Annotated in this window: 23 protein-coding genes and 1 pseudogene; 21 read left to right on the top strand and 3 right to left on the bottom strand. The window is 31.9% G+C overall.

The annotated features are described in order from the left end of the window. The first annotated feature begins 10 nt into the window (after positions 1-10). The 8 genes and pseudogenes from QMG30_RS01750 (at position 11) to QMG30_RS01715 (ending at position 6881) form a co-directional block, all read left to right on the top strand. Positions 11-523, top strand: coding sequence for a hypothetical protein (locus QMG30_RS01750; protein ID WP_281811597.1), 513 nt, complete (start codon positions 11-13; stop codon positions 521-523). A gap of 23 nt (positions 524-546) precedes the next feature. Next, entirely contained in the window at positions 547-1347 is an 801-nt protein-coding gene (locus tag QMG30_RS01745; protein ID WP_281811595.1) for a hypothetical protein, read from the top strand. A gap of 35 nt (positions 1348-1382) precedes the next feature. Further along, positions 1383-1586 (top strand): hypothetical protein, encoded by a 204-nt coding sequence (locus QMG30_RS01740; protein WP_281811593.1) that lies wholly within the window; start codon positions 1383-1385, stop codon positions 1584-1586. 10 nt (positions 1587-1596) lie between these two features. After that, complete coding sequence (locus QMG30_RS01735; RefSeq protein WP_281811591.1) at positions 1597-4002, top strand: virulence-associated E family protein; 2406 nt, start codon at positions 1597-1599, stop codon at positions 4000-4002. A gap of 286 nt (positions 4003-4288) precedes the next feature. After that, positions 4289-4576, top strand: coding sequence for a VRR-NUC domain-containing protein (locus tag QMG30_RS01730; RefSeq protein WP_281811589.1), 288 nt, complete (start codon positions 4289-4291; stop codon positions 4574-4576). A 193-nt stretch (positions 4577-4769) separates the two neighbouring features. Then, on the top strand, positions 4770-5084 hold the full coding sequence (locus tag QMG30_RS01725; protein ID WP_281811587.1) for an HNH endonuclease: 315 nt from the start codon (positions 4770-4772) through the stop codon (positions 5082-5084). Beyond that, a pseudogene (locus tag QMG30_RS01720) lies at positions 5081-6455 on the top strand (SNF2-related protein). Before QMG30_RS01725 ends, QMG30_RS01720 begins: the two are co-directional and overlap by 4 nt. 12 nt (positions 6456-6467) lie before the next feature. Then, positions 6468-6881: a hypothetical protein gene (locus QMG30_RS01715; protein ID WP_281811585.1), complete on the top strand. Its 414-nt coding sequence runs from the start codon at positions 6468-6470 to the stop codon at positions 6879-6881. A 16-nt stretch (positions 6882-6897) separates the two neighbouring features. On the opposite strand, the gene QMG30_RS01710 is transcribed toward QMG30_RS01715, so the two are convergent. The 3 genes from QMG30_RS01710 to QMG30_RS01700 are packed head-to-tail and all read right to left on the bottom strand — an operon-like array spanning position 6898 to position 8006. Continuing rightward, a complete protein-coding gene (locus QMG30_RS01710) occupies positions 6898-7062 on the bottom strand; it encodes a hypothetical protein (protein WP_281811584.1) in 165 nt (54 codons plus the stop codon). After that, positions 7059-7511, bottom strand: coding sequence for a hypothetical protein (locus QMG30_RS01705; RefSeq protein WP_281811582.1), 453 nt, complete (start codon positions 7509-7511; stop codon positions 7059-7061). Before QMG30_RS01705 ends, QMG30_RS01710 begins: the two co-directional genes overlap by 4 nt. 36 nt (positions 7512-7547) lie before the next feature. Next, on the bottom strand, positions 7548-8006 hold the full coding sequence (locus tag QMG30_RS01700) for a J domain-containing protein (protein WP_281811580.1): 459 nt from the start codon (positions 8004-8006) through the stop codon (positions 7548-7550). A gap of 235 nt (positions 8007-8241) precedes the next feature. On the opposite strand from QMG30_RS01700, the gene QMG30_RS01695 reads away from it, so the two are divergent. The 13 genes from QMG30_RS01695 to QMG30_RS01635 all read left to right on the top strand — a co-directional run bounded on the left by QMG30_RS01695 (position 8242) and on the right by QMG30_RS01635 (position 22927). Continuing rightward, positions 8242-8799 carry a terminase small subunit gene (locus tag QMG30_RS01695; protein WP_281811578.1) on the top strand — a complete coding sequence of 186 codons (558 nt, stop codon included), beginning with the start codon at positions 8242-8244 and terminating at the stop codon, positions 8797-8799. Positions 8800-9257: 458 nt separating this feature from the next. Next, on the top strand, positions 9258-10910 hold the full coding sequence (locus QMG30_RS01690) for a PBSX family phage terminase large subunit (RefSeq protein ID WP_281811576.1): 1653 nt from the start codon (positions 9258-9260) through the stop codon (positions 10908-10910). Positions 10911-10915: 5 nt separating this feature from the next. Then, on the top strand, positions 10916-11146 hold the full coding sequence (locus tag QMG30_RS01685; protein WP_281811574.1) for a hypothetical protein: 231 nt from the start codon (positions 10916-10918) through the stop codon (positions 11144-11146). Beyond that, positions 11143-12792 (top strand): portal protein, encoded by a 1650-nt coding sequence (locus QMG30_RS01680; RefSeq protein WP_281811572.1) that lies wholly within the window; start codon positions 11143-11145, stop codon positions 12790-12792. Before QMG30_RS01685 ends, QMG30_RS01680 begins: the two co-directional genes overlap by 4 nt. A gap of 57 nt (positions 12793-12849) precedes the next feature. Then, positions 12850-13656 (top strand): hypothetical protein, encoded by an 807-nt coding sequence (locus QMG30_RS01675; RefSeq protein ID WP_281811570.1) that lies wholly within the window; start codon positions 12850-12852, stop codon positions 13654-13656. A gap of 14 nt (positions 13657-13670) precedes the next feature. After that, a complete protein-coding gene (locus QMG30_RS01670) occupies positions 13671-14600 on the top strand; it encodes a N4-gp56 family major capsid protein (protein WP_281811568.1) in 930 nt (309 codons plus the stop codon). Positions 14601-14629: 29 nt separating this feature from the next. Continuing rightward, positions 14630-15052, top strand: coding sequence for a hypothetical protein (locus QMG30_RS01665; protein ID WP_281811566.1), 423 nt, complete (start codon positions 14630-14632; stop codon positions 15050-15052). Between the two features lie 12 nt (positions 15053-15064). After that, on the top strand, positions 15065-15448 hold the full coding sequence (locus QMG30_RS01660; protein WP_281811564.1) for a hypothetical protein: 384 nt from the start codon (positions 15065-15067) through the stop codon (positions 15446-15448). Next, on the top strand, positions 15449-17218 hold the full coding sequence (locus tag QMG30_RS01655; RefSeq protein WP_281811562.1) for a hypothetical protein: 1770 nt from the start codon (positions 15449-15451) through the stop codon (positions 17216-17218). A gap of 14 nt (positions 17219-17232) precedes the next feature. Further along, a complete protein-coding gene (locus QMG30_RS01650) occupies positions 17233-20223 on the top strand; it encodes a hypothetical protein (RefSeq protein WP_281811560.1) in 2991 nt (996 codons plus the stop codon). Between the two features lie 12 nt (positions 20224-20235). Next, positions 20236-21324, top strand: a complete 1089-nt coding sequence (locus tag QMG30_RS01645; protein ID WP_281811558.1) for a hypothetical protein — start codon at positions 20236-20238, stop codon at positions 21322-21324. Between the two features lie 15 nt (positions 21325-21339). After that, entirely contained in the window at positions 21340-21507 is a 168-nt protein-coding gene (locus tag QMG30_RS01640) for a hypothetical protein (RefSeq protein ID WP_281811556.1), read from the top strand. A gap of 10 nt (positions 21508-21517) precedes the next feature. After that, a complete protein-coding gene (locus tag QMG30_RS01635) occupies positions 21518-22927 on the top strand; it encodes a hypothetical protein (protein ID WP_281811554.1) in 1410 nt (469 codons plus the stop codon). Positions 22928-22929: the final 2 nt, after the last annotated feature.

Genomic DNA, 22929 nt, shown 5'->3' with positions numbered 1-22929 from the left:
AGGTGAAATTATGATAAATATAAAAAAATTATCTGTAGCATTAAAAAATAAAGATACTGTTAGATGGATTATTAAGGATGGTTACAGTTATATACTTACTGAACATTTTGGACTGAAGACCAAAAAAGAAATTAAGGGTTCAGCTCTTACAGCTCTTATTAAAATAATCGGGGGTATTCCACAAGAAGGACAAGGACTAGAAAACCACTACGGTTTAAGAAGCCAATTAAATAAAGATAAAATAGATAGCACTATAAGCTTATTTAATATCTCCAACCGCTATAAATCAGTTGAATTTACACATCTTATTCAGCAATTAGATCAAAACCTATATTCAATATTTAAAGCTGACACTTACATATATGCAGATAAAACTTATGTTGACCTTATAAACTTAAATAAAAAAGATATTGAATTTGTAGGTAGGGATAAGATATCACCAATATATGCAACTAAAGAAGAAGAGAAAATATTAATCGTGCCTGTAAGACTTAGAGAAGAATTACAGTATTTGACAGCTTAACGATTGATTTAGGAAGTGAAAATATGAAACATATAGTATGTTATTCAGGTGGTCATTCAAGTGCATTAGTAGCAGTTGAAGTTGTAAGAAAATATGGTAAAGAAAATGTAATACTTCTTAATCATAATATTTCCAGTAAAGTTGAACATAAGGATATAAAACGATTCAAAGGTGAAGTAGCTGATTATTTAGGTATTCCTATTATATACGCTAATATGAATAACTGGGAAAATGAAACACCGCTTGATGTATGTATGAGAATTGGAGCATTTAAAGTTGGTAACGGTACCGCACTATGTACTAATAGACTTAAAACTCAACCTTTTCAAGACTGGTTAAAGAAAGAGTTTCCAGCAAATAATGGAGTGAATAATGATTGTACTGTCTATTATGGTTTTGATAAAGGTGAGAATATTCGTATTAAAAGACGTTCGGATATTATGGCAACTATGGGATATAAAACAGATTATCCATTAGCTTACTGGGAGAGAACTATACATAACATAGAAGATATTGGAATTAATAGACCTATTACATATGAATGTTTTAGACATGCTAATTGTATCGGTTGTCTTAAGGCAGGAAAACAACAATGGTATATAGTCTATTGTTTATATCCCAATTTATGGACTAAGGCCAAAGGAGCAGAAAAGAAAATAGGGTATTCAATTCTTAAAGATAATTATCTGATTGAACTTGAAAGTAAATTTGAAAGAATGAAACAACTTGGAATTGTTCCCAATGAGAAGGTGGGATTTCAAAAATTTTGGGCTATGGTTAGAAAAATATTAAAAGAGAATGTTAGTACCATTACTAACGATTAATTTTGTATTGAATAGAAATGGAGGTATATAAGTATATGCAAACAGAATACTGTATCAGAAATAGTGATAAAAAAGCTTTTTTCATAGGTGATGAAGTAACAATTAAGACAAACACTTTAGAAGGTTTAACAGGTGTTATTACGCATATAACATGTAAAGGTTTATATATAAATAATGGCGGTAAAAAGGATAAATATTTTAGAGCTGATGAGATAGTTAAAATAACTCAGTATAAGTAGGTGACTTTAATTGAAGTATGATGGAGAGATATCAATAGCAGTTGGTAGAAGCAGGAAAGAAACTAAATGGAAAAATAAAGAGATTCTTTGGTCTGAATTAGTTAACAAGCTAAGCGAGACAACAAGGACTGCTGAAACGCATAACGAATATATGGCCAGTCCTAAAGGTCGTCAATCAGAGATTAAAGATGTAGGTGGGTTTGTAGGTGGTTATCTTAGCCAGGGTGTTAGAAAAGTAGACAGCGTACAAAATAGGACGGTTATTACATTAGATATAGATCATGCTAAGTCTGATAATGACATATTTGATTCATTTGATATGTTGTATGGTAATGCAGCTGTAATATACAGTACTCATAAGCATACACCAGAAATTCCAAAATTAAGATTAGTTATCCCAATTAATCGTCCAGTGTTTACAGATGAATATGAAGCTATATCTAGGCGGATAGCTGGTGATTTAGGAATAAATGATTTTGATGATACTACATTCCAACCTTCAAGACTTATGTACTTTCCATCTACTTCAAAAGATGGAGAGTACCTATTTCAGAAATTAGATGCTCCATGGTTAGATGCTGATCAGATACTTAATACATATTTTGATTGGAAGGATAGCAGCAGCTGGCCCATTTCTGACAGAGTAAATAAAATAGTTGCTAGGGGGATAAAAAAACAAGGTGATCCATTAGAAAAGCCTGGTCTTATTGGTGCCTTCTGTAGATGCTATAACATTCATGAAGCAATAGAAAAATATCTTCAGGATGAATATGAACCATGTGCTATGGAAAATAGATACACATATAAACTAGGCAGTACAGCAGCAGGACTTATTACATACGATGATAAGTTTGCATTTAGCCATCATGGAACGGACCCAGCTAGTGGTAAGCTATGTAATGCATTTGACCTTGTAAGAATACATTTATTCGGACTTAAAGATGAAGATGCAGTACCTAATACACCTAGTAACAGATTACCGTCATATAAAGAAATGGTGGAGTTTTGCAGTAAAGATAAAACGGTAAGAAAACAACTAGGTAAAGAAAAGATTCAATCTGCTATAGAGGATTTTGAAGGAATAGAATTAAAAGATGGTGAGATTGATACAAGCTGGACAGAAAACCTTGATATAGATGGTAAAGGACGTATTAGAAGCAGTATAGATAATATATTAATAATTCTTAAAAATGATTATAAACTAAAGGTTAAATTAGCCTTTAATAAATTTAATAATAAGTGTATAGCTTTAGGTAATCTACCCTGGAGAAAGATTAACAAAAATAATAATGAATTAAGGGATTTAGATGATGCTGGACTTAGGCATTACATGGAAGCTACTTACGGTATAACAGGTGGTAATAAAATATATGATGCATCTGCTCTTATTATGGAAGAGAATGCATTCCACCCAGTTATGGATTATTTGAATACACTTGAATGGGATGGTCAACCACGTATTGATACTTTACTTATAGATTACTTGGGTGCTGAAGATACGGAATATGTTAGAGCAGTTACTAGAAAGGCATTTGTAGCTTGCGTGGCCAGAATTAAGAATCCAGGTTGCAAATTTGATTATGTGCTTACATTAGTAGGAAAACAAGGTGTAGGTAAAAGTACTATTCTTAAAAAACTTGGTGGCAAATGGTTTTCTGATAGTTTCACTACTGTACAGGGTAAAGAAGCAGTGGAACAAATTCAAGGATACTGGCTTATTGAAATGGCTGAATTAAGTGGACTTAGAAAAGCGGAAGTTGAAACAGTTAAGCATTTTATGTCAAAACAAGAAGATGTATTTAGGCCTGCTTACGGTAGAAAAACAGAAACTCATCCTAGACAATGCATATTCTTTGGAACCACAAATAATAGTGACTTTTTAACAGATAGTACAGGTAATAGAAGGTTTTGGGCTGTAGATACCATGGTGGTTGAACCAACAAAGAATATATTTACCGAATTAACCAAAGAGGTAGTTAACCAAGTATGGGCCGAAGCCCTGCATCTGTACCAACAAGGTGAGAAACTATATTTGAACAAAGATATGGAAGGTATGGCTAATAAGGTTCAAGAACAGCATACTAAGGTTGATGAACGTATAGGTTTAGTAGAAGATTATCTTAACACACCTATTCCAGAAGATTGGTATGATATGGATGTATTTGATAGAACCAATTATATTCATAATATAGATAGTATCAGCCAAAAAGGTACCATATTAAGGAATAGGATAAGTGTTATAGAGGTATGGACTGAATTGTTTAACGGACAAAAAAAAGACCTTGATAGACGTAAATCTATGGAAATAAATAATATTCTTAAGGCTATTAAAGGTTGGGAAATGTATAAAAAATCTGGCGGTGTCGGCAGAATTAAAGGTTACGGTAGACAAAGGATATACATCAAATCTGTTTGAACACAAAGTCACAATAAACCAATACACAAAGTCTGATTTTGGACACAAAGTCTAAATATAAGAGTACACGAAGTACACAAGATGATACACAAAAAAAATCGACTTTGTGTATCAATAGAAACTAGAAAATACTGACGTTACAATATATATTACACATAGTACACAAAATATTATATATAAGAGTAAATATATATATTAGGGGGAATATATACGTATTATACGCCTAATACGTATATGTATACGCGCGAGAGAAATTTTTGTGTATCAGTTATAAGAGGTGATAAATTTGAATGAAAAGTTAATAGAAAAGAAGTTAAGGGAAAAGATAAAAGAACTTGGTGGGAGAGCAGAAAAATTTATACCGACATATTTTGTAGGTGCACCAGATAGAATTGTATTAATGCCTGGCGGTAGAGTCTATTGGGTTGAGACAAAAAGCACAGGCGATAAGCTTAGATCAATACAACAGACTAGAAAAAGACAGTTAGAAAAATTAGGATTTAAGTGTTACAAAGTTGATAGTAAGCAGGCTTTAGATAGATTTATTGAGGAAGTGAAAAAAGATGTTGATTAAATGCTACTGGTGTAATAATGAATTTGATATCAGGCCAAGCAAGTTGAAGGATAAAAATTTCTGTAGCAGGGAATGTTATTACGAGTATAAAGGACGGAATAAGATTAGAACTAAATGTTTTAGATGTGGAAAACCTATTATCAAATCACCATCACAAAAGACAGAAAGGGATTTTTGTAGTAGGAGTTGTCATATGAAAACAATGAATGAGGAAATGAACCCTTATAGAATGACTGATGAAACTAGAAAAAAAGTAAGACAAGCGCACTTAGGTAAGGGCGAGGGTAAATCTTATAAGAAATATTATGGAAAACATGAACACCGAGTAGTGGCAGAAAAGAAAATAGGTAGAAAACTTAGAGATGGAGAAGTTGTACATCACATGGATGGCAATAAGTTAAATAATTCACCAGATAACTTGAAAGTATTCCGTTCTCAAGTTGAACATGCTACCTGGCATTCAATATTTGATAACTGTGTGGAAGTAGGGGAGGTGGTTAGGCCTTGAAATTTATACCATATGATTACCAAAAACACGCAATAAATCACATTATAGAAAATCCATATTGTGGATTATTTCTAGATATGGGCCTAGGGTAAGACTGTATCCACGTTATCAGCTATTAGTTATTTGATGTATGAAGAGTTAGAAGTGGATAAAGTGCTTGTAATAGCACCTTTAAGAGTGGCAGATGCAACATGGGACGCAGAAATAAAAAAATGGGATCATCTTAAGCACCTAACCTTTTCAAAGGTTTTAGGTACAGCAGCTAGAAGAAAAGAAGCACTAAAAGCTAAAGCAGACATTTATATAATTAATCGTGAAAATATTTCTTGGTTAGTAGGTTACTATGGGACAGCATTTCCATTTGATATGGTTGTAATTGATGAATTATCAAGTTTTAAATCACCTAAAGCGCAAAGATTTAAAGCATTGAAGATGGTAAGGCCTTTAATAAATCGTGTTGTTGGACTTACTGGAACACCTTCACCAAATAGTTTAATAGATTTATGGAGTCAATTATATTTACTTGATATGGGTGAGAGATTAGGAAAATTTATAGGCCATTATAGAACCAATTATTTTAATCCAGGACAAACTAATGGTCATGTAGTATTTAATTATAAGCTTAAGAGACAGAGTGAAGAACTGATATATGAAAGAATAAGTGATATCTGTATTTCCATGAAAGCTAGAGATTATTTGGACTTACCAGAAAGAATTGACAGAACAGTGGATGTTGTTTTATCCGATCAGGACCAAAAGATGTACGAAGAGTTTGAAAAGAAAATGGTTCTACAATTCATGGACCAAGAGGAAATATCAGTGGCCAATGCAGCAGGCTTATCCAATAAACTTTTACAATTTTCCAATGGAGCGGTATATAACGAGGACAAGCAGGTAAGAGAAATTCATAAGGAAAAGCTAAATACCTTAGAAGAAATAGTTGATTGTGCAAATGGTAAACCGATATTAGTATTTTATTCTTTTAAACATGATTACGATAGAATCATGAAGCAATTAAAGAAATATAAACCTAAAAAACTAGAGAGTTCTAAAGATATAAAGGACTGGAACAATGGAAAGATAAGATTACTTCTAGCCCATCCTGCAAGTTGTGGCCATGGACTAAACTTACAAGCTGGAGGACATATAATCGTGTGGTTTGGACTTACCTGGAGCTTAGAACTTTACCAACAGGCTAATGCAAGACTAGACAGACAGGGGCAAACTCAAAATGTTATTATCCATCATCTTGTAACAAAAGGTACAATAGATGAAGATGTAATAAAAGCATTAAGAAGTAAAGCTACTGGACAAGATGCATTAATGGAAGCGGTTAAAGCAAGAGTTAGGAAATATAAGCAAATAGCTTAAGGAGGGGTGAAAATGAATATAATTCAAGAATATACAAGAGTAGTTGAAGCAATAGCAGTAGCTAATAGTCAATTAATATCAGCTAAGAGAGAGTTACAAAAAATCATGAATACTTATAGACCGCCAGAAATAAAGGGCCTTAACTATGACCAAGAAAAAGTACAAGTATCTACAAGACAACAAAATATAATGATTACAGCTAATAATATTTGTATTTTGACTAATTACATAAATGAACTTAAAGCAGAATTAGAAGAACTAAATGAGCAGAGAAGAGACTTAGAAAATACTATCAATAGTCTAGGAGATGTAAAAAAGCAATACATAATGTATAAGATGAAGGACCCCAAAATGCCTAACTGGAAGATAGCTAATAAAGCCCATGTATCATTAAGCACTCTTAAGAGAAATATAAAAGACGTATAAAAAAACAGCCTATTCCTTATGGAGTGGGCTGTTTTTCTGTGTAATCTTCAATTAATTTTCTAATTACCGCGGACGCTGATTCTTCCTTATTTTCTCTAACCTTTTCTATGAATTTTTCATATAAGGAGTCAGGACAACGGAAATATCGTTTTTTAGATGATCCTTGATCCAATGATTTCAAGTAGTATCAAATCCTTTCTTAACTGTTTTCATATTAGGGTACAAATTACATAATTCTTTATATTTTCTTATGGCTAAATGCCTTTCCCTACCACTGAATTTATATTTTTCTATTGTTTTATAGTACTTGTTTTTAATATCTTTACCTACTGGATTAGAGATAATAAGCAAATCAAAATTGACTTTATTATCATACCAATATGTATAACGTTCAAAATATATAATCTTTTCAAAGATAGTTTGTTGTATCTCCTGACATCTATTGTACAGGTCCATTTGATATTGTTCAATGTTTTTAATAAGATTTTGAGCATATTCTTTATTACGTTGGGCTACGTTATAGTTTTCCATTAACTTTTTAACATCATAAGTATTAGAGAAACTATAAAAATAATTGTTAACAGTTTGTTGTTCATCTTCTTTATATCCTAGATCGTATGGTATATGCATATTACTAATATCTCTCCTTTCAAAAAAGGGAAGAGCCTAAGCTCTAGCCCCTATAAAATTAGTATTTGTTGTTGTGCCTTGCTTAACTACTTTACAGCCATGCATACTTTTTATATCCGACATAGTAAACTGTTTTTTAGTATGTTTTTTATATTCACCTTCGTACCAGTACCAGGACTTCTTATTCCTGGACCATTTAAACTTTAACTCTTTGAGTTTATCTTTAATCTTATATGTATTACCACTTACCCATATCCAAGTACCAATAATCTCTATTGTGATATCATATTGAGATAGGCTATTAATAATATTTCTGAATGTTTCAGAGTTAAATTCAACATTTTCTTGATTGCTGAAAGTTTTTGAAAGCCTATCAAATTCATTATTAAGTTCTTTCATCTTTTCAAGAGAGCCACCATTATCAGGGTGAAACTTTCTTGCAAGTCTCCTATACTCTTTCTTTAATTCTTCAAGTGTGTTAACGTTACTAAACATAACGAAACAGCTCCTTCCGTTTATTTGATTTTGTGTTGCTGTAAATTCATACTACAACATTGGGTGGACAATGTCAATAGTTATTTTAGAAATATTTTTTAACTTGAACCTTTTTGAACCTCTAAAAGGTGTTAATATGGTAATGGCAAAAGATATACATTCCCCCTTTTAATAGCCTTTTTGGTATCAAATCCAAGAGGGCTATATTCATGTAAAAGTTAGAAGGTGAAAAGATATGAGACCAAGAAAATTTAAATCAGCTATAGAACTAGATAAGAAAATAGAAGAATATTTTAATCAACTTACAAGAAATGTATTAGCTAGAGATAAACAAGGCAATATTGTTACAGATGCAGACGATAACCCAGTGTATGAAGAAATAGAAAAAGAAGCACCGACAATATTAAGTTTATGCGTATATCTTACTACCCAAAGAGAAACATTTAATCAATATGCAAAAGGTACTTATGACGATAAAGAAAATAACTTTAGTGAGATAATAGCATTGGCCAAACAAAGAATAGAGAGTTATGCAGAACAATGTCTATTTGATAAAACCAGAAAGAACCCAGCAGGTATAATATTTAATCTTAAAAACAATTTTGACTGGAAAGATAAGAAAGAGATAGAGACAACAACAAATAATAACGTTGTAATGCTGACAAGTAAAGAGGATCTTATATCAGGAATAATGAAGTTGACTAATAAGCTTAATGATTCAAATGTGATTGATGTTGAAGCTAAAGAAGTTGAAGAAATAAAGGAATATGAAGATTATGAGGATTTATTATAATTATTTGATAAAACTGACTCATTAAAAAAATAGGCTCAAATATCACTATTATAGCTAATATAAGCCTTAAATTATTCCTGAACAATATACCTAATAACACATGGTAATGTTCATTGATCAGTGATTTGCTAGTGCATATTATACGTTGATACAGTATAAATATACCAATAATACGAATAAACATTCATAAAATGCTAGGAATTAAGGTAATATACCAAAATTGATGAATAATCAATGAATACACCCATCCAATACGACGTGAAATAATGTTTTTGCGCATAGTTGAATAAAATTATAGTGTACCATGTGAACATTAGCTATTTACAAGGCATATTGTAAGCAGCAGTATTAGACCCCTGAAAATTAAGTAGGGGGGCAGGAGGGAAGACACCCCCACCCCCTCCATATATATTAAAGACGAAATTGACATAAATCACATAAAAAAGGCAGATGATTTTATGAATAAAATAACAAAAGAACAATTAAATCAGATGTCTGTAGAAAAGTTACAGAAGCTATTTTCATCACTTGAAAGAGTTGTAAAGTTGGATGAAATGGCTAATCCTATATATGAACCATTCCAAAGATTTAAAGGTAGATTTAACGTATTAATTGGTGGCTCTGGTAGTGGTAAAAGTTACGCAGCTGCTGACAAGGTAATTGATAGAATAGTTACTGAAGATGATCATAGAATTTTATGTGTAAGAGCCCAGGCTAACCAGGTAACTAAATCTCAATTTCCCTTACTTAGGAAAAGACTTAAGCTTAGGTACAACGTAGATGATTTTGATATTAAAAAAGCGGCTGGTCAAGAAGAGATTACATTCAAAGAAAACGGTAATCAAATATTGTTTGCCGGCTTAGATGATGTAGAAAAATTAAAGTCAATATTTGATATTACATCAATCTGGATAGAAGAAGCAGACCAGGTATTAGAAAAAGACGTAAACGAGCTTAATAGACGTTTGAGAGGATATAAAGGGACTAATAAAAACGGTTCTAAAAAATATATGCAGATCATGTTTACTTTTAATCCTGTTTCAGTATTAAGTTGGCTCAAAAAAAGATTCTTTGATAAGAAGGTCAAAGGACAAGTAATGCTTCATGGTAAGATACCATTTATGGATTGTATTCATTGGACTAAATGTACTAAAAAGCTTAAAACTAAAGTATTAATCACGCATTCAACGTATTTAGATAATAAATTCATTGATGAAGATTATCACGAAGAAATGCAAGAATTAAAAGAGTATGACGAGAACGAATATAACATTTACGCACTTGGACAATGGGGAATAACAGGTGGTGTTTATTTCTCTAAGAAAAATGTTAATGATAGAATACTGGCCAATATACAACCTATCAAGACAGGCTACTTTGAGTTTGATTATGTAAACCATGAAGTCGTTGAGGATTCCATTAAGTGGGTTGATGATGAAGAGGGATATATTAAGATATACGAAAATCCAATGCCAGGTTATCCATACGTTGGTGGTGGCGATACTGCTGGTGATGGTTCAGACTGGAATACTTGTTGTATGACTAATAATGTTACAGGTGCAGATGCAGCTGTATTAAAAATCAACTATGACGAGGATATATACGCAAGACAAGTGTTTTGTTTGGGATTATATTTTAACGAAGCTTTATTAGGACCAGAAACAAATTTTAGTACTCATCCTTTAAAAGAACTACAAAGATTAGGTTATCCAAGACTTTACTATAGAGAAGAAGCTCCAGACAGTACAACTCATAAGTATCAAAAGAAATACGGTTATCTTACAACTAAGTTGACTAGACCACAGGCATTAGGAATGTTAAGAACTATAGTCAGAGAAGAACCGAAGAAAATAAAAGATCTTGATTTGCTTATGGAAATGACTACTTTTGTTAAAAATGATAAAGGTAAACCAGAGGCTATGTCGGGACAACATGATGATTTAATAATGGCCAGAGCAATTAACTGCTACATAGCACACCAACAAAGGGATTATCCAATAATAGTAAGACCAAAACCAAAGAAACTACCAGAAGCTTTTAACGCTGATGAACCAGCGGAAGAAGGCTTTTTTTATAGCCAGGAAGTATCAGAAGATTTTTTAAGGTGGTGATAAATATGTTTTATGTAATATTAGGAATAGCTTTTTGTATAGTTCCTTTGCTTGCCTATAGAAAAGGGTTAAAAGATGGTTTAGCAATCAAACAAAATGAACCTATAACCCCATTAATTAAAAATCCAGTAAAAGCAGTAAAAGAGTACAAAGAAGAAAAAGAAATATCACAAAAAGATAAGGAAAAACTTGAAGAACTAGAAGAATGGCTAGGATATGGGGGCGATATTAAATGACAAAAGCCTGGAAACGGTATCAAGAAGGTTTAAACTTCATGAGAACAGATGGTTTAATTGACAGGGTACAGCAAAACGAAAGATTCATAGCTGGTGATCAATGGTATGGTATAAAATCAAGAGATTTACCAAAGCCAGTACTAAATATTATAAAACGTATAGTTAACTTCAAGGTATCGTCTGTTATGAGTGAAGAGGTAAAAATGAACTTTTCTGTTCAAGGTTATTCAGCAGGAGTTGATAGTGAAAATGCTGAAAAGTATGAAGAAGCTGCTGACTTATTTACTCGTTATTCAGATGCAACATGGGAGAACATAAAACAAACTCCACTAAGCGAACAAATATTGAAAGATGCTGCAACTTCAGGTGCAGGAATAATACATTATTTTTGGGATAACACCATAAAAACAGGAAATGACGTAAAAGCTATAGGTGAATTGGTGGGAGAAATTATTGATTGTGTTAATTACTTCCCTTCAAATCCGAATGATAACAGAATACAATCCCAACCTAGTATAATTATCAGCTATCGTGAACTAGTATCTAAATTAAAAGAGGAAGCTAGTAACAATGAAGTATCAAAAGAACTTATTGACCTAATACAGGGAGACAAAGATACAAATGACGAAGCCTTTGAAAAGGCAAAGGACGAATTAGGAGATAAGACAACAGTTTTACTTGAATACTCTAAAAGGGATGGGGAAGTATTTTACAGTAAGTCAACCCAAAACGTAGAAATAGTACCAGAAACATCAACAGGACTTAGCTTGTACCCATTGGTATTAATGAATTGGGAAACTAGAAAAAGATCATGTTATGGAGTAGCAGAGGTAACAGAATTAATACCAAATCAAACTTTTATCAATAAGACGTTAGCTATGTGGATGCTATCAGCACAAAGAACAGCCTTTCCTAAAGCTATTTATGATAAGACCAGGATTAAGAGTATTAGTAATGCAATAGGTCACGCTATTGGTGTACATGGCGATATATCTAACGTTTTTAAATATGCGGAAACAGGCTCAACCAATTATGACGTATTCAAGTTGATTGAATTTGTTATGGATTCAACAAAAGAGGTTTCAGGAGCTAATGAGAATGCTATGGGCGAAGCAAAAGCAGACAATCAGGGTGCATTAATGTTACAACAGCAAGCAAGTGCTGTCCCTATAGAAAGTATAAAAAGACGTTATTTTCAAGCTTTAGAAGATATAGGTTTAATATGGGCTGATTTCTGGAAAGCAAAGTATAATACCGAAAGACTTATTAACGTATCAGATGAAGATGGGAACCAAGAAACTCTATGGTTTTTAGGTGAGGATTATAAAGACGTTAAGCTTAATCTTAAACTAGATATTGGACCATCTACACATTGGAGTGAAGCTGTAACAGTTAACATGATAGGTAACTGGTTACAAACTGGAATGATAGATCTAACAGAAGCATTAGAGATGTTACCTAATAATGTAATACCAAATAAGCAAAGATTGATTGAAAAACGTAAACAAGCAGACATTGAAAAACAGGTCCTATATAAATGCATGACTGAATTTGTTGACAGTTTACCACCTGAAGAGAAGGAAGAAATAGAAAAATTGAAACCAGATGAAATGGAACAGAAAATATTAAGTATGATGAGTAATTAAGTACTATTAAGTACTTTTATTATAATGACTAAACCAAGTCAAAGGAGAAATGAACATATGAATAAAATGGATAAACCAATCCGTATGAATTTACAGTTTTTCGCAGAGGAAGAACCAACTGATCCGGTTGATGAAACCATACCAGGTGATTCAGCTAATCCAGAAGGAAATCCAACAGACGATAAAACAGAACAAGAATATGACGTTATAACTTACAACCAGGAAGAAGTTAAAATCCCAGTATCAGAAAGAACTAATTATCTTCAAAAGGGATATAACTATGACAAAATACAAAATAAATACGAAGAATTAAAAAGCGACCCAAGATTGAGTTTTGTTGATAAACTTGCTAAAAATTATGGATTCAATAGTACTGCTGAATATATAGAAGCTGTGAATAAACAGCAAGAGCAAGACAAACTTAATGAATTAATTAGTAAAAACATTCCTGAAGAATATGCAAAGGAAATGATAGAAAATAAGAAATTCAGACAACAATATGAAGATCAAGTAAAAGTTACCCAAGAAAAAGAAGCTAGGGAAAAAGAGTTTGGAGAATTTTTAAATGAGAACCCAGATATCGATCCAAGCACAATAAAACCTGATGTATGGCAGTTGAGAGAAGAAAAAGGAATATCACTATTAGATGCATATAACCGTACAAGAATAAAGGACTTATTAGAACAGCAAGATAGCATAAAGCAACAAACAGAACAAGAAACAATTAATAAAATAAATAATAATGCAAAAACCCCTGGTAGTGCTTCAGGTGGAAATGTTGACCACTCATCTAAATGGGATAGTATGAGTGATGAAGATTTCGCTAAACAAGTTGAACTAGCAAAACAAGGGTTATTGACATGAAAGGATGATGAATAATGAATAAATACTCTGGATTAACACCAGAACAAAATACTTTTTATCAAAGAACACTATTAAAAGAGCTTAAAGACAGTGTTGTATTAATGCCTTATGGAAAACTATCAAAGGTACCTAAAAATGAAGGTCAAACAACATCATGGAGAATCTTCAAACAGCCAGCATTAACTAAAACACCATTAACAGAAGGTGTTACACCAGCAGATGTAGATATAACAATAGATAAAATCCAAGCGAGTGTATCACAATACGGTACTTGGACCAAAATATCAGATCAGTTACAAGACACAGGTATTGACCCAGTGGTTACAGAAGTTACAGAAATGTTTGGGGAACACGCAGGATTAACACTTGATTCAATTGCTATGGATACAGTAGGTGCAGGACTTAATGTTGCATATGGTGGTGGTAAACTTGCTAGAAATCAAATCACTCCAACAGATAAATTTACATACAAGATGCTTACATCTATTACAGAGTTCTTTAAACGTCAAAATGTTAAAAAGATTAAAATGCCTAACGGTAAAATGGGTTATGTTGCTTTAACTCCTCCAGAAGTAATGACAACTATTAAATCATGGCCAGAATGGAAAGATGCTAACAAATATCAAGATTCCAAGATGATTAAGAGAGGTATTATTGGAGAACTTGACGGAGTCTATTTCCAAGATGCAAATACAACGCCAGTATATGAAGGCGCAGGAAAAGACGGTATAGACGTTTTTGGTATCGTTTTTCTAGCAGCTGAAGCATTTGGAACACCAGATATTGCAGGAAAGAAAAAGCCACAAATTATCGTAAAAGACAAACGTTCTGGTGGAACTGAAAACCCTATGGAACTATACTCAACAGTTGCTTGGAAATCTTTATTTGTAGCTAAGAGATTAAGAGAAGAAGCAATATATAGAGTTGAAGTTTCAGGACATTAATAATAATTAGATTTGAAGGGAGAAAACTTATGAATAGAGTAAATGAAGTTTCAAAGAAAGAAGAACTTACTGCATTAAAAAGAAACGAGCTTATGTCAATTTTAATGGATTACAAGGATAAAGGTATAGACTTACCAGCGGATTGGTCCAAAATGAGTAACGAAGAGTTTATTGAGACTATTATTAACAATGAAAAAAACTACGTAGAAGCTATTAAAAAAACTGATCAAAATCCATTTAATGAAGAAATTATAGAGACTGTAATACCTGTGGACCAGTTAAATCCTAAAATGAAAGTTGTACAAGTTACAGTTAATTTTAAGCCTTTGATGTTCCCTGTTGGTAAAAAAGCAAAGATGCCAAAATCATACCATGATGTTTACATGAATTCACAAGATAAAGATACTCAAACAGCAATGAAGCTACAAGAAAATAGAATGAAAGAGATTTAAGGACGTGATAGTATGACAGGACAAGAAGTCTTTGAAATAACTATGGACTTAATAGATGAAAGACTAGATAGTGGAAATATCAGCGAAAGTGACACCGTATCATATAAGGTAAAAGCTCCCTCTATATTAACCATAGGTCAATGTGAAATAGCTAAGATGCTTGATTATTTTAGTCCTTTACCTAATAGAATAACAGATTTATCACAGGAATTAGAGATAGACGAGGTAATTGCAACAAATTTATTACCATATTTTTTAGCTACCCACTTAATGTTGGAAGAAAAAGACGACGTTGCAGCTTATTTTAATGATAGATATGAGGAACTAAAGTATTACTATAAAAAAGGACAACCAGCAAGTGAAGAACCTATAAAAGATGTGTACGGAGGTTTTTAGATGGCAAAAGTTAGAAAAAAACCTAGGCAAGAACCTGTAAAAATTGATGAATTTCTTGGTGTTAACTTAGATCCTGATGGTGAAACAGGTTTAAAATTGGGTGAAGCATCTTATATGAGAAATTTCAGAGTGACAAGAAACTATAATCTCAAAAAAAGACCAGGACAAACAAATATAGTAAACCGTCTAAGAAAGCCAATAAGAGGAATGTGGTATGGGAAAATAAAAGGCTCATATCACTTTCTTTTTGCTTGTTATGGACGTATTTATAGGGGTATGAATACAAGTACAATAATAGGAACTCTTAAGGATAACGTAACAACATTTTTTGCTTACAATGATAAGGTGTACATCTTAAATGGATACGAATATTATTCTTGGGATGGAACTACTTTTGAAATTGTAAAAGGCTATATTCCTACTATAACGATAACTACTAAACCAGACGGTGGAGGAAAACTATTTGAGCAAAAGAACTTACTTACAGATTGGGTTAAACAGAGTTTCAGTGGTGATGGCTCTACTAAGAAATTTAAGTTAGTTGGAAAAAATATTCAAAGTGATAAGGTTGTTGCAACAGTAGATGGTGTTGAAAAAACGGAAAGCACTAGTTTTACAGTAAACAGAACTTTTGGTGAAGTTACATTTAATACAGCTCCATCTGCATTACCCGATAATGTGGTTATACGATATAAAATGAAAGCAACAAGTGATAGACAGCAGATTGTTAAATGTAAGTATGCTATGTGTTATGGTGGTTCTAATGACACAAGAGTACATCTATGGGGTAATTCTAAGTTGAGAAATAGACGTATTTATTCAGATTTAGAAGATGGACAGCCAAGTGCTGAATACTTCCCTGTAAACGGTTATACGGAAATAGGTTCAAGCCAATATGATATAACTGATATAGTTTTACAGTATGACAGACAGATAATTTTTACTAATGGAGGTACTTATTATTCATACTATACAACTACTAATGGTAATGCTTCATTCCCTGTATATCCACTGAATACAAGTATAGGCAATAAACCTTTTAATGGTGTTCAAGTAATTCAGAATAACCCTGTATCTGTATATGATGGGGTATACGAATGGATATCAAGTAATGTTAGGGACGAAAGAAATGCCAATCACATATCAAAACGTATCCAGCCATCACTAGATAAAATGGACCTAACAAAAGCTATTACATTTGACTATGAAAAAGAGAGTGAATATTGGTTATGTATAGGTTCTATTGCGTATATCTGGAATTATCGTAATGATACCTGGTATGTTTTTGATAGTATACCAGCTATCTGTTTAATAGCTATTGATGGTGTGCTATATTTTGGAACATCAGACGGTAGAATAGTAAAACTTGATAAAGATTCACGTAATGATAATGGTAAAGCAATCAATTGCATATGGGAAATGGGATTTTCTGATTTTGGAATAGAGACTTATACTAAGTTTGTCAATAAGATATGGGTTAGTATCAAACCAAATATCAGAACCAGTGCTAGTATAAGTTTTCGTACTGATAGCAAGTCTAGTAAAAGCAGTATTGCAAGTAAAGCTTATTATAGTTTATCCACGTTTGTACATGCTAATTTTGCACATTGGAGTTTTAACACTAATTACAGCCCACAACCACAGGACATTAAACTAAAAGCAAAGAAATTCGTCTATTTTAAACTGATAATAACAAACAATGCAATAGATGAGACTCTAACATTATTATCAATAAACATCAAAGCTAGGATAGGTGGCGAAAGCAAGTAAAGGAGTGATCATAAATGGCACTTACAAAAATGACAGATGATTTAAATATAATAAAGAAACTAGATAATGAACCAAATGACGTAGGCGGTTTAACTCCCGAAGTTCTAAAATCTACTTTTGACAAAGGACCCAATAAGATAAAGAACTATATAAACGATACTCTGATTCCTGAAACAGAAGATAAGTTTGAAGAACTAGAGGGCGAAGGAAGAACAACCGAAACCATTAAAAAAAATGCTGATAATATAGACAAGAATAAAAAAGATATAAATGATCTTCAAGTTAATAAAGCAGATAAAAAAACTACATATACAAAACTTGAAATAAACGATATAGATTCAGATATAAAACTTAGTATAAAAAACAATGAGAAAAATATATCTAAATTAAATAATGATAAAGCAGATAAATCCAATACATACACTAAAAAAGAAATAGATGATAAAGACACAACACTACAAGGTAAAATTAAATCAAATGAGGATAATATATCTAGTTTGAATAATGACAAAGCAGATAAATCCAATACATATACAAAAGGAGAAGTAGATAGTAAAAACCAAGACCTACAGAATAAAATTGGTAAAAATATTACTGATATAACAAGCCTTAAGAATAATAAAGCAGATAAATCAAAGGTCAACCAAAATTCAACTAATATAAGTAATCACATAAAATCGTCAAACGCTCATACAGCTAATAAGATTTCTTATTCTGGTAAGGTACCTAACACTAATAATGTGAGTGGTGCGTTAGATACACTTCAAGAAGATGTAAATAACTTTGCTAGTGGTGGAACTATTGAAGAGGTAATTCATAGTAGAAAAGATGTAGATGGACATACTCATAAAAACCTAAAAACTCATTTAGACACATGGGAAAGTAAGATAAAAGATAATGAAAAAAACCTAAATGAGTCTAAAGAATTTAGGCTTAATCCAACTAATTCCAATGCAACTGTAATTAGTTACCCAGACAATACAAAAGGGTTATTTTATCCTGAGGTTAAAGGTGTTAAACCTATATATCAATCTGTTAAAAATGGAGATTTTCATGATGATACAGACAAATGGGTAGCAAAAGCAGGTGCAAGTGCTTTCGTTGTTAATAATACTATTGCAGAATTTTTACCTAATCAGAGATATGGACGTATTGAACAAAATATGCCTTTAACTACAGGTAATAAATATTTTGTATATGCACAAATAAAAACAGGTACAGGTCAATCCGTAAGACTTGCAGGAGCAAATACTTTACAGGGTACAGGTAATTTTCAAGAGAACTATAAAATTAGTACATTAAGCTCTAGTGTTGACTATTTTGTGTTTCAAATTTATAAAGATGACGAGACAGCATCACAGAAAATCTATGTTAAAGAAGCTTTAGCTATTAATATGACAGCTAATGGCATAGAAAATTACACAGAAGAACAAATGCTGGAAATTGTGAGAAATGGTTATTGGGAAGGTTTAAAAACTTCTGCCCTAAGTTACGATTTAGTGAGCAGGGGAAAGAATTTATTTAATGTCAACACAACAATATATAATAGAAGTGATGTAAATAAACACACAGCAGATATCATTGATAATAAATTAGTATCTCAAGGATTAACATTAACTAATGTTCCATCCGTTTTGGTTGAAGTTCAACCAAATACAAAATATACTTTGAAATTTAATGATTATACAGTACCTACCAAAACATTAAGATGTTATGGTTATTCTCAAAAACCTACAAATAATGTATTCAATGTTCAATCAACTGTATCAGATAGAAGAGGACAAAACAATGTATCATTTACAACACATGAAAATGAAAATTTTTTATTTATAGGGTTCTATGAAGATAGTACAGTAACAAAAGGAATGTATATATCCGAGGTTCAATTAGAAAGAAATAATACAGCAACACCTTATGAACCTTATGTTGAGACAAAAACAGGGTTTGGTAGTCCACGACCATTACTTTGTATTGGTGATATAAAAGATGAAATTAATGATAACAAAAAATTAATTTATAGGAATAGTGGTGCTATAGTACTTGATGGAACACAGCATACTTCTTTTTCATCAAAAGCACCAGATGGTGATTCAGTACGTGTTTATGTGGATAATGCTAAATCAGCAACTGGATATGAAACACAGAGTGCTATCTTAAATGATCCAAGATATTCATGGTCTGAAATATCTACGCACGCAGGATACAACTTTAATATGTATGGAGGACTTTTATATCTATCTTTAAGATTTGATGATACACCTTGGGATAATTCACACATACCAACAACTAGTGAGATACAATCATATTTTAAATCTTTACATGATAATGGAAATCCTTTAATCGTACGGTATCAACTTGAAAATCCTGAAGTTATAAATGATGGAGAACAAGGATTCAAATTCCCATCCCCTCTCCCAGCCTACCAAAATGGAGATTTAGTTCAGATACCAACTACTATAAAAGAAATTCACTTAAACAATGAAAATACTATTGTAATGGACTTTAAATGCATAGAAATATTAGAGTTGATTGATTCGGATGGTAATACACTTAATGGAGTGATTGGAGACGATAAAGTAACTATAACACTAGATAATAAGTATACAGGTGTAGTACATAGTAAATGCAGGAGGGACCCTTCTACATGTCTTAATATAATTCCAAATGGATTAATACCAGGCAATGTTAATAAAAGGGTTGAACAAAATACATTAGGGATAACAGACTTAAATAAAGACTTTGATAAAGAAGAGAAGATTAATGACATGGTATTACTTGAACATGAATTAGCTATCGGAGAACAGGGTACTAGATTAGATAATGCAGAGAATAAAGTTAATAAGCATGATACACAACTTACAAATATGAATAATACTATAGAGAACCAAATAAATAATGCTATTCCTGGTATTCGTACTCAAAATGCTGCAATAAGAATTGAGACAAGAACAAGTGACCCATCAAATCCAGAAATAGGTCGGATATGGCTTAGAACTGACTTGTAGGAGGTGTAAGTAATGGCAATTGTCACAAAGACTTTCTATCCTACTTATTCAAATTATGGATTCAAAGATAATAATGTTACACATGGAAATGAGAATATTATTAAGTTGAAATCAGATATGCTAAATGGAATATATGGTGTAATTGGGTTTGACTTATCATCTTTACCAATAAAAGAAGCTATAGTTAAAGTTACATTTAAAGCATATTCTAATCCATATGAAGATGGAAATGGCGGGAATATTAGAGTGCAATATGTATACGGAAGTCCTTGGAGTACTTATTCTAAAAATAGCATATTAAACTTTAGTAATTGGAATGTTAGAAGTATAAAAGAGTTTGGATATTTATTTTGTCCACAAGATGGTGGATGGGTAGAAACAGCAATAAAGTATAATAATGATATTAATAATATAAACAAAGACATAGTTGGTGTTTTTATGAGTAAAGTGGATGGTGATGAACAAGAAAGTAGTATAAGGAGTAATAACTATACTGGTTATCGTCCTAAATTAATAGTTGAATATGAGAATAGTATAAAAGGTCATATCAAGACAAAAAAGAATAAAATTAATTTATACTCTAATAATATAAGTCCTTTGAGAATAAAAACTAATAAAGGAATATTAAGTATTCCATTAAAAAGTAATGGAAATACAGGGATAAGAATAAAAACTAATAACGGAATAAAGGCTATAAATGAATACTACAGAGAATATACAAATGATATTTACATAAACGATGATCCACAAGAAGATGGAGAAGCAAATACTTCTTTTTATTATAGTGGTGATAGGTATAATAATGCTGTAGTTTATAAAAGTCCTATAGATAATTGTTATGGAATTTCCGCATGTATTAGTGTATTTAAAGATGATTACAATTACAGAACTTATAAACTGTTAATGTATGATGGAAATAGATGGACACAGTTAGACGATATGTACATAGACAAATTAGAAAAAAATCGGACTATCACTGTTATATTTGATACACCAAAAACAATTCATAAAGCAGCACTTATTACTACCAGCAACCATAAGTATGATTATACAGCTAGTGTAGAATTAAATATCAAAACTACTAGAAAATGTAATATATAAAAGGAGAATGAGAATATGAATAATTGGATAGAGATAAAAATTAAGAAAAGAATAAATGATAATACTTTAACTTTAGAAGAAGGTATGGCTTATGCATTAAAATTTGGATTACTAGGTGTTATTACAAAGGATGAGGAAACGTCCTTAATGTCCATGTTAGAAGGTATGTTACAAGAAGAGTAGAGGTGTTACAATGGCAACGGTAAATGATCTAAGAACAGCTGAATTAGAAAGATTATTAAGGTATAAGAGAAGCTGGGAAAATGCTAAAAATAATAAAGACGATAAAGATGCTACCAGGTGGCATGATACTGCTAATGCTTTACGTAAAAGTCGTGATATAGAAGGAGATAATTATAGTGCAGACCAATTAGAAGAAATGCTTAATAGTAGGAAAAATCCTCAACCTAAAGTAAAAGTTAGCAGATCATCTTCAAGGAGGTCTTCTCATCATTCAAATTACTCGGATTATGATCCATATGAAGAAATAAAAAAGTTACAAGAATTACAGAAGAAAAAAGCTATAGCTGCATTGGAGAAAGCTAAAGATAATTCACTTTCCAGTCTAACCCAAGAAGAAAGGACGATAAAACCTAAATATTATAATGCTAGAAATGATCTATCTACACAATCTAAGATGGGTGCTAAGAACTTCAAAGAGTATTACGCTCAAAATGGGTTAAATAAGAGTGGAGAAAATTCACAGGCTAGAATAGCTAATGAAGTGGCTTTATTAGAGGGTGTAGGTAATCTAAAAGAAGCAGAAAATGACGCATTCTCAGACATAGAAAGGAGAAGAACAGGAATAAATAACGCTTATGAATCAGATGTAGCAGGTGCTAAAGCAGGCGCACAAGCAAGTACGCTACAAGCTTTAATTAATCAGTACAATGCTGATAGAGCGTATAATCTACAAAAAGAAGCGCAGTTATTTAACAAGGAAAATGCTGATAGAACATATAACTTACAAAGAGACTCACAATCATTTAGCCAGGGTGTTTCAGAAGCAGGGTTAACTGGATATTATAATGGACAACAAACAATGCAAGGACAAATGAATCAAGCTAATATTGATGCTCAAACCATAAACAATGAAATTAATAAGCTTAAGCTTGATAATCTTCCTTACGAGCTTAAAGGACAATTAGAACTATTACAGCAACAGATAGACAGCGGAAAGATAAGTAATGATAAGGCTTTATATGAATATGATCAACTAATAAATCCTGATTCTGACTATAACAAGATGAAAGATGTAGAGTATAAGAGTAAATTAGCTGATATAGCATATAAGAACAAATTAACTAGTAATGTAGGTGCTGACAATAGAACTGCTGATCAAAAGATATTAGATAAACTAAAAATAAAACAGTATGAAAAAGCTCTTAACAATGAGTTGGAAGTCCCTGTAACAAGTAAAGATATAACGGGTTATACGAATTATATAAATAAATATTGTGTCATAAAAGAAGATGGGGAAGTAACAGGAATAGATTCTAATAAATTAGAAGAGTATTTAAAACAATTACGAGATAATGGAGTTCCAGACGATTACATAATAGCCATAGCTAATCAGTATGGTTTACCAGTTGGTAGTAGGTGATT

The sequence above is a fragment of the Vallitalea longa genome (genome assembly GCF_027923465.1).
In the GTDB taxonomy this organism is placed as follows: domain Bacteria; phylum Bacillota; class Clostridia; order Lachnospirales; family Vallitaleaceae; genus Vallitalea; species Vallitalea longa.
The sequence above is the reverse complement of the archived record's forward strand: the minus strand, read 5'-3'. Positions and strand labels throughout refer to the sequence as shown.

Coding starts and splice junctions, on each gene's coding strand:
- QMG30_RS01750 (WP_281811597.1), top strand. CDS start 11: ATGATAAATATAAAAAAATTATCTGTAGCATTAAAAAATAAAGATACT.
- QMG30_RS01745 (WP_281811595.1), top strand. CDS start 547: ATGAAACATATAGTATGTTATTCAGGTGGTCATTCAAGTGCATTAGTA.
- QMG30_RS01740 (WP_281811593.1), top strand. CDS start 1,383: ATGCAAACAGAATACTGTATCAGAAATAGTGATAAAAAAGCTTTTTTC.
- QMG30_RS01725 (WP_281811587.1), top strand. CDS start 4,770: ATGAAAACAATGAATGAGGAAATGAACCCTTATAGAATGACTGATGAA.
- QMG30_RS01715 (WP_281811585.1), top strand. CDS start 6,468: ATGAATATAATTCAAGAATATACAAGAGTAGTTGAAGCAATAGCAGTA.
- QMG30_RS01705 (WP_281811582.1), bottom strand. CDS start 7,511: ATGCATATACCATACGATCTAGGATATAAAGAAGATGAACAACAAACT.
- QMG30_RS01700 (WP_281811580.1), bottom strand. CDS start 8,006: ATGTTTAGTAACGTTAACACACTTGAAGAATTAAAGAAAGAGTATAGG.
- QMG30_RS01695 (WP_281811578.1), top strand. CDS start 8,242: ATGAGACCAAGAAAATTTAAATCAGCTATAGAACTAGATAAGAAAATA.
- QMG30_RS01690 (WP_281811576.1), top strand. CDS start 9,258: ATGAATAAAATAACAAAAGAACAATTAAATCAGATGTCTGTAGAAAAG.
- QMG30_RS01685 (WP_281811574.1), top strand. CDS start 10,916: ATGTTTTATGTAATATTAGGAATAGCTTTTTGTATAGTTCCTTTGCTT.
- QMG30_RS01680 (WP_281811572.1), top strand. CDS start 11,143: ATGACAAAAGCCTGGAAACGGTATCAAGAAGGTTTAAACTTCATGAGA.
- QMG30_RS01675 (WP_281811570.1), top strand. CDS start 12,850: ATGAATAAAATGGATAAACCAATCCGTATGAATTTACAGTTTTTCGCA.
- QMG30_RS01670 (WP_281811568.1), top strand. CDS start 13,671: ATGAATAAATACTCTGGATTAACACCAGAACAAAATACTTTTTATCAA.
- QMG30_RS01665 (WP_281811566.1), top strand. CDS start 14,630: ATGAATAGAGTAAATGAAGTTTCAAAGAAAGAAGAACTTACTGCATTA.
- QMG30_RS01660 (WP_281811564.1), top strand. CDS start 15,065: ATGACAGGACAAGAAGTCTTTGAAATAACTATGGACTTAATAGATGAA.
- QMG30_RS01655 (WP_281811562.1), top strand. CDS start 15,449: ATGGCAAAAGTTAGAAAAAAACCTAGGCAAGAACCTGTAAAAATTGAT.
- QMG30_RS01650 (WP_281811560.1), top strand. CDS start 17,233: ATGGCACTTACAAAAATGACAGATGATTTAAATATAATAAAGAAACTA.
- QMG30_RS01645 (WP_281811558.1), top strand. CDS start 20,236: ATGGCAATTGTCACAAAGACTTTCTATCCTACTTATTCAAATTATGGA.
- QMG30_RS01640 (WP_281811556.1), top strand. CDS start 21,340: ATGAATAATTGGATAGAGATAAAAATTAAGAAAAGAATAAATGATAAT.
- QMG30_RS01635 (WP_281811554.1), top strand. CDS start 21,518: ATGGCAACGGTAAATGATCTAAGAACAGCTGAATTAGAAAGATTATTA.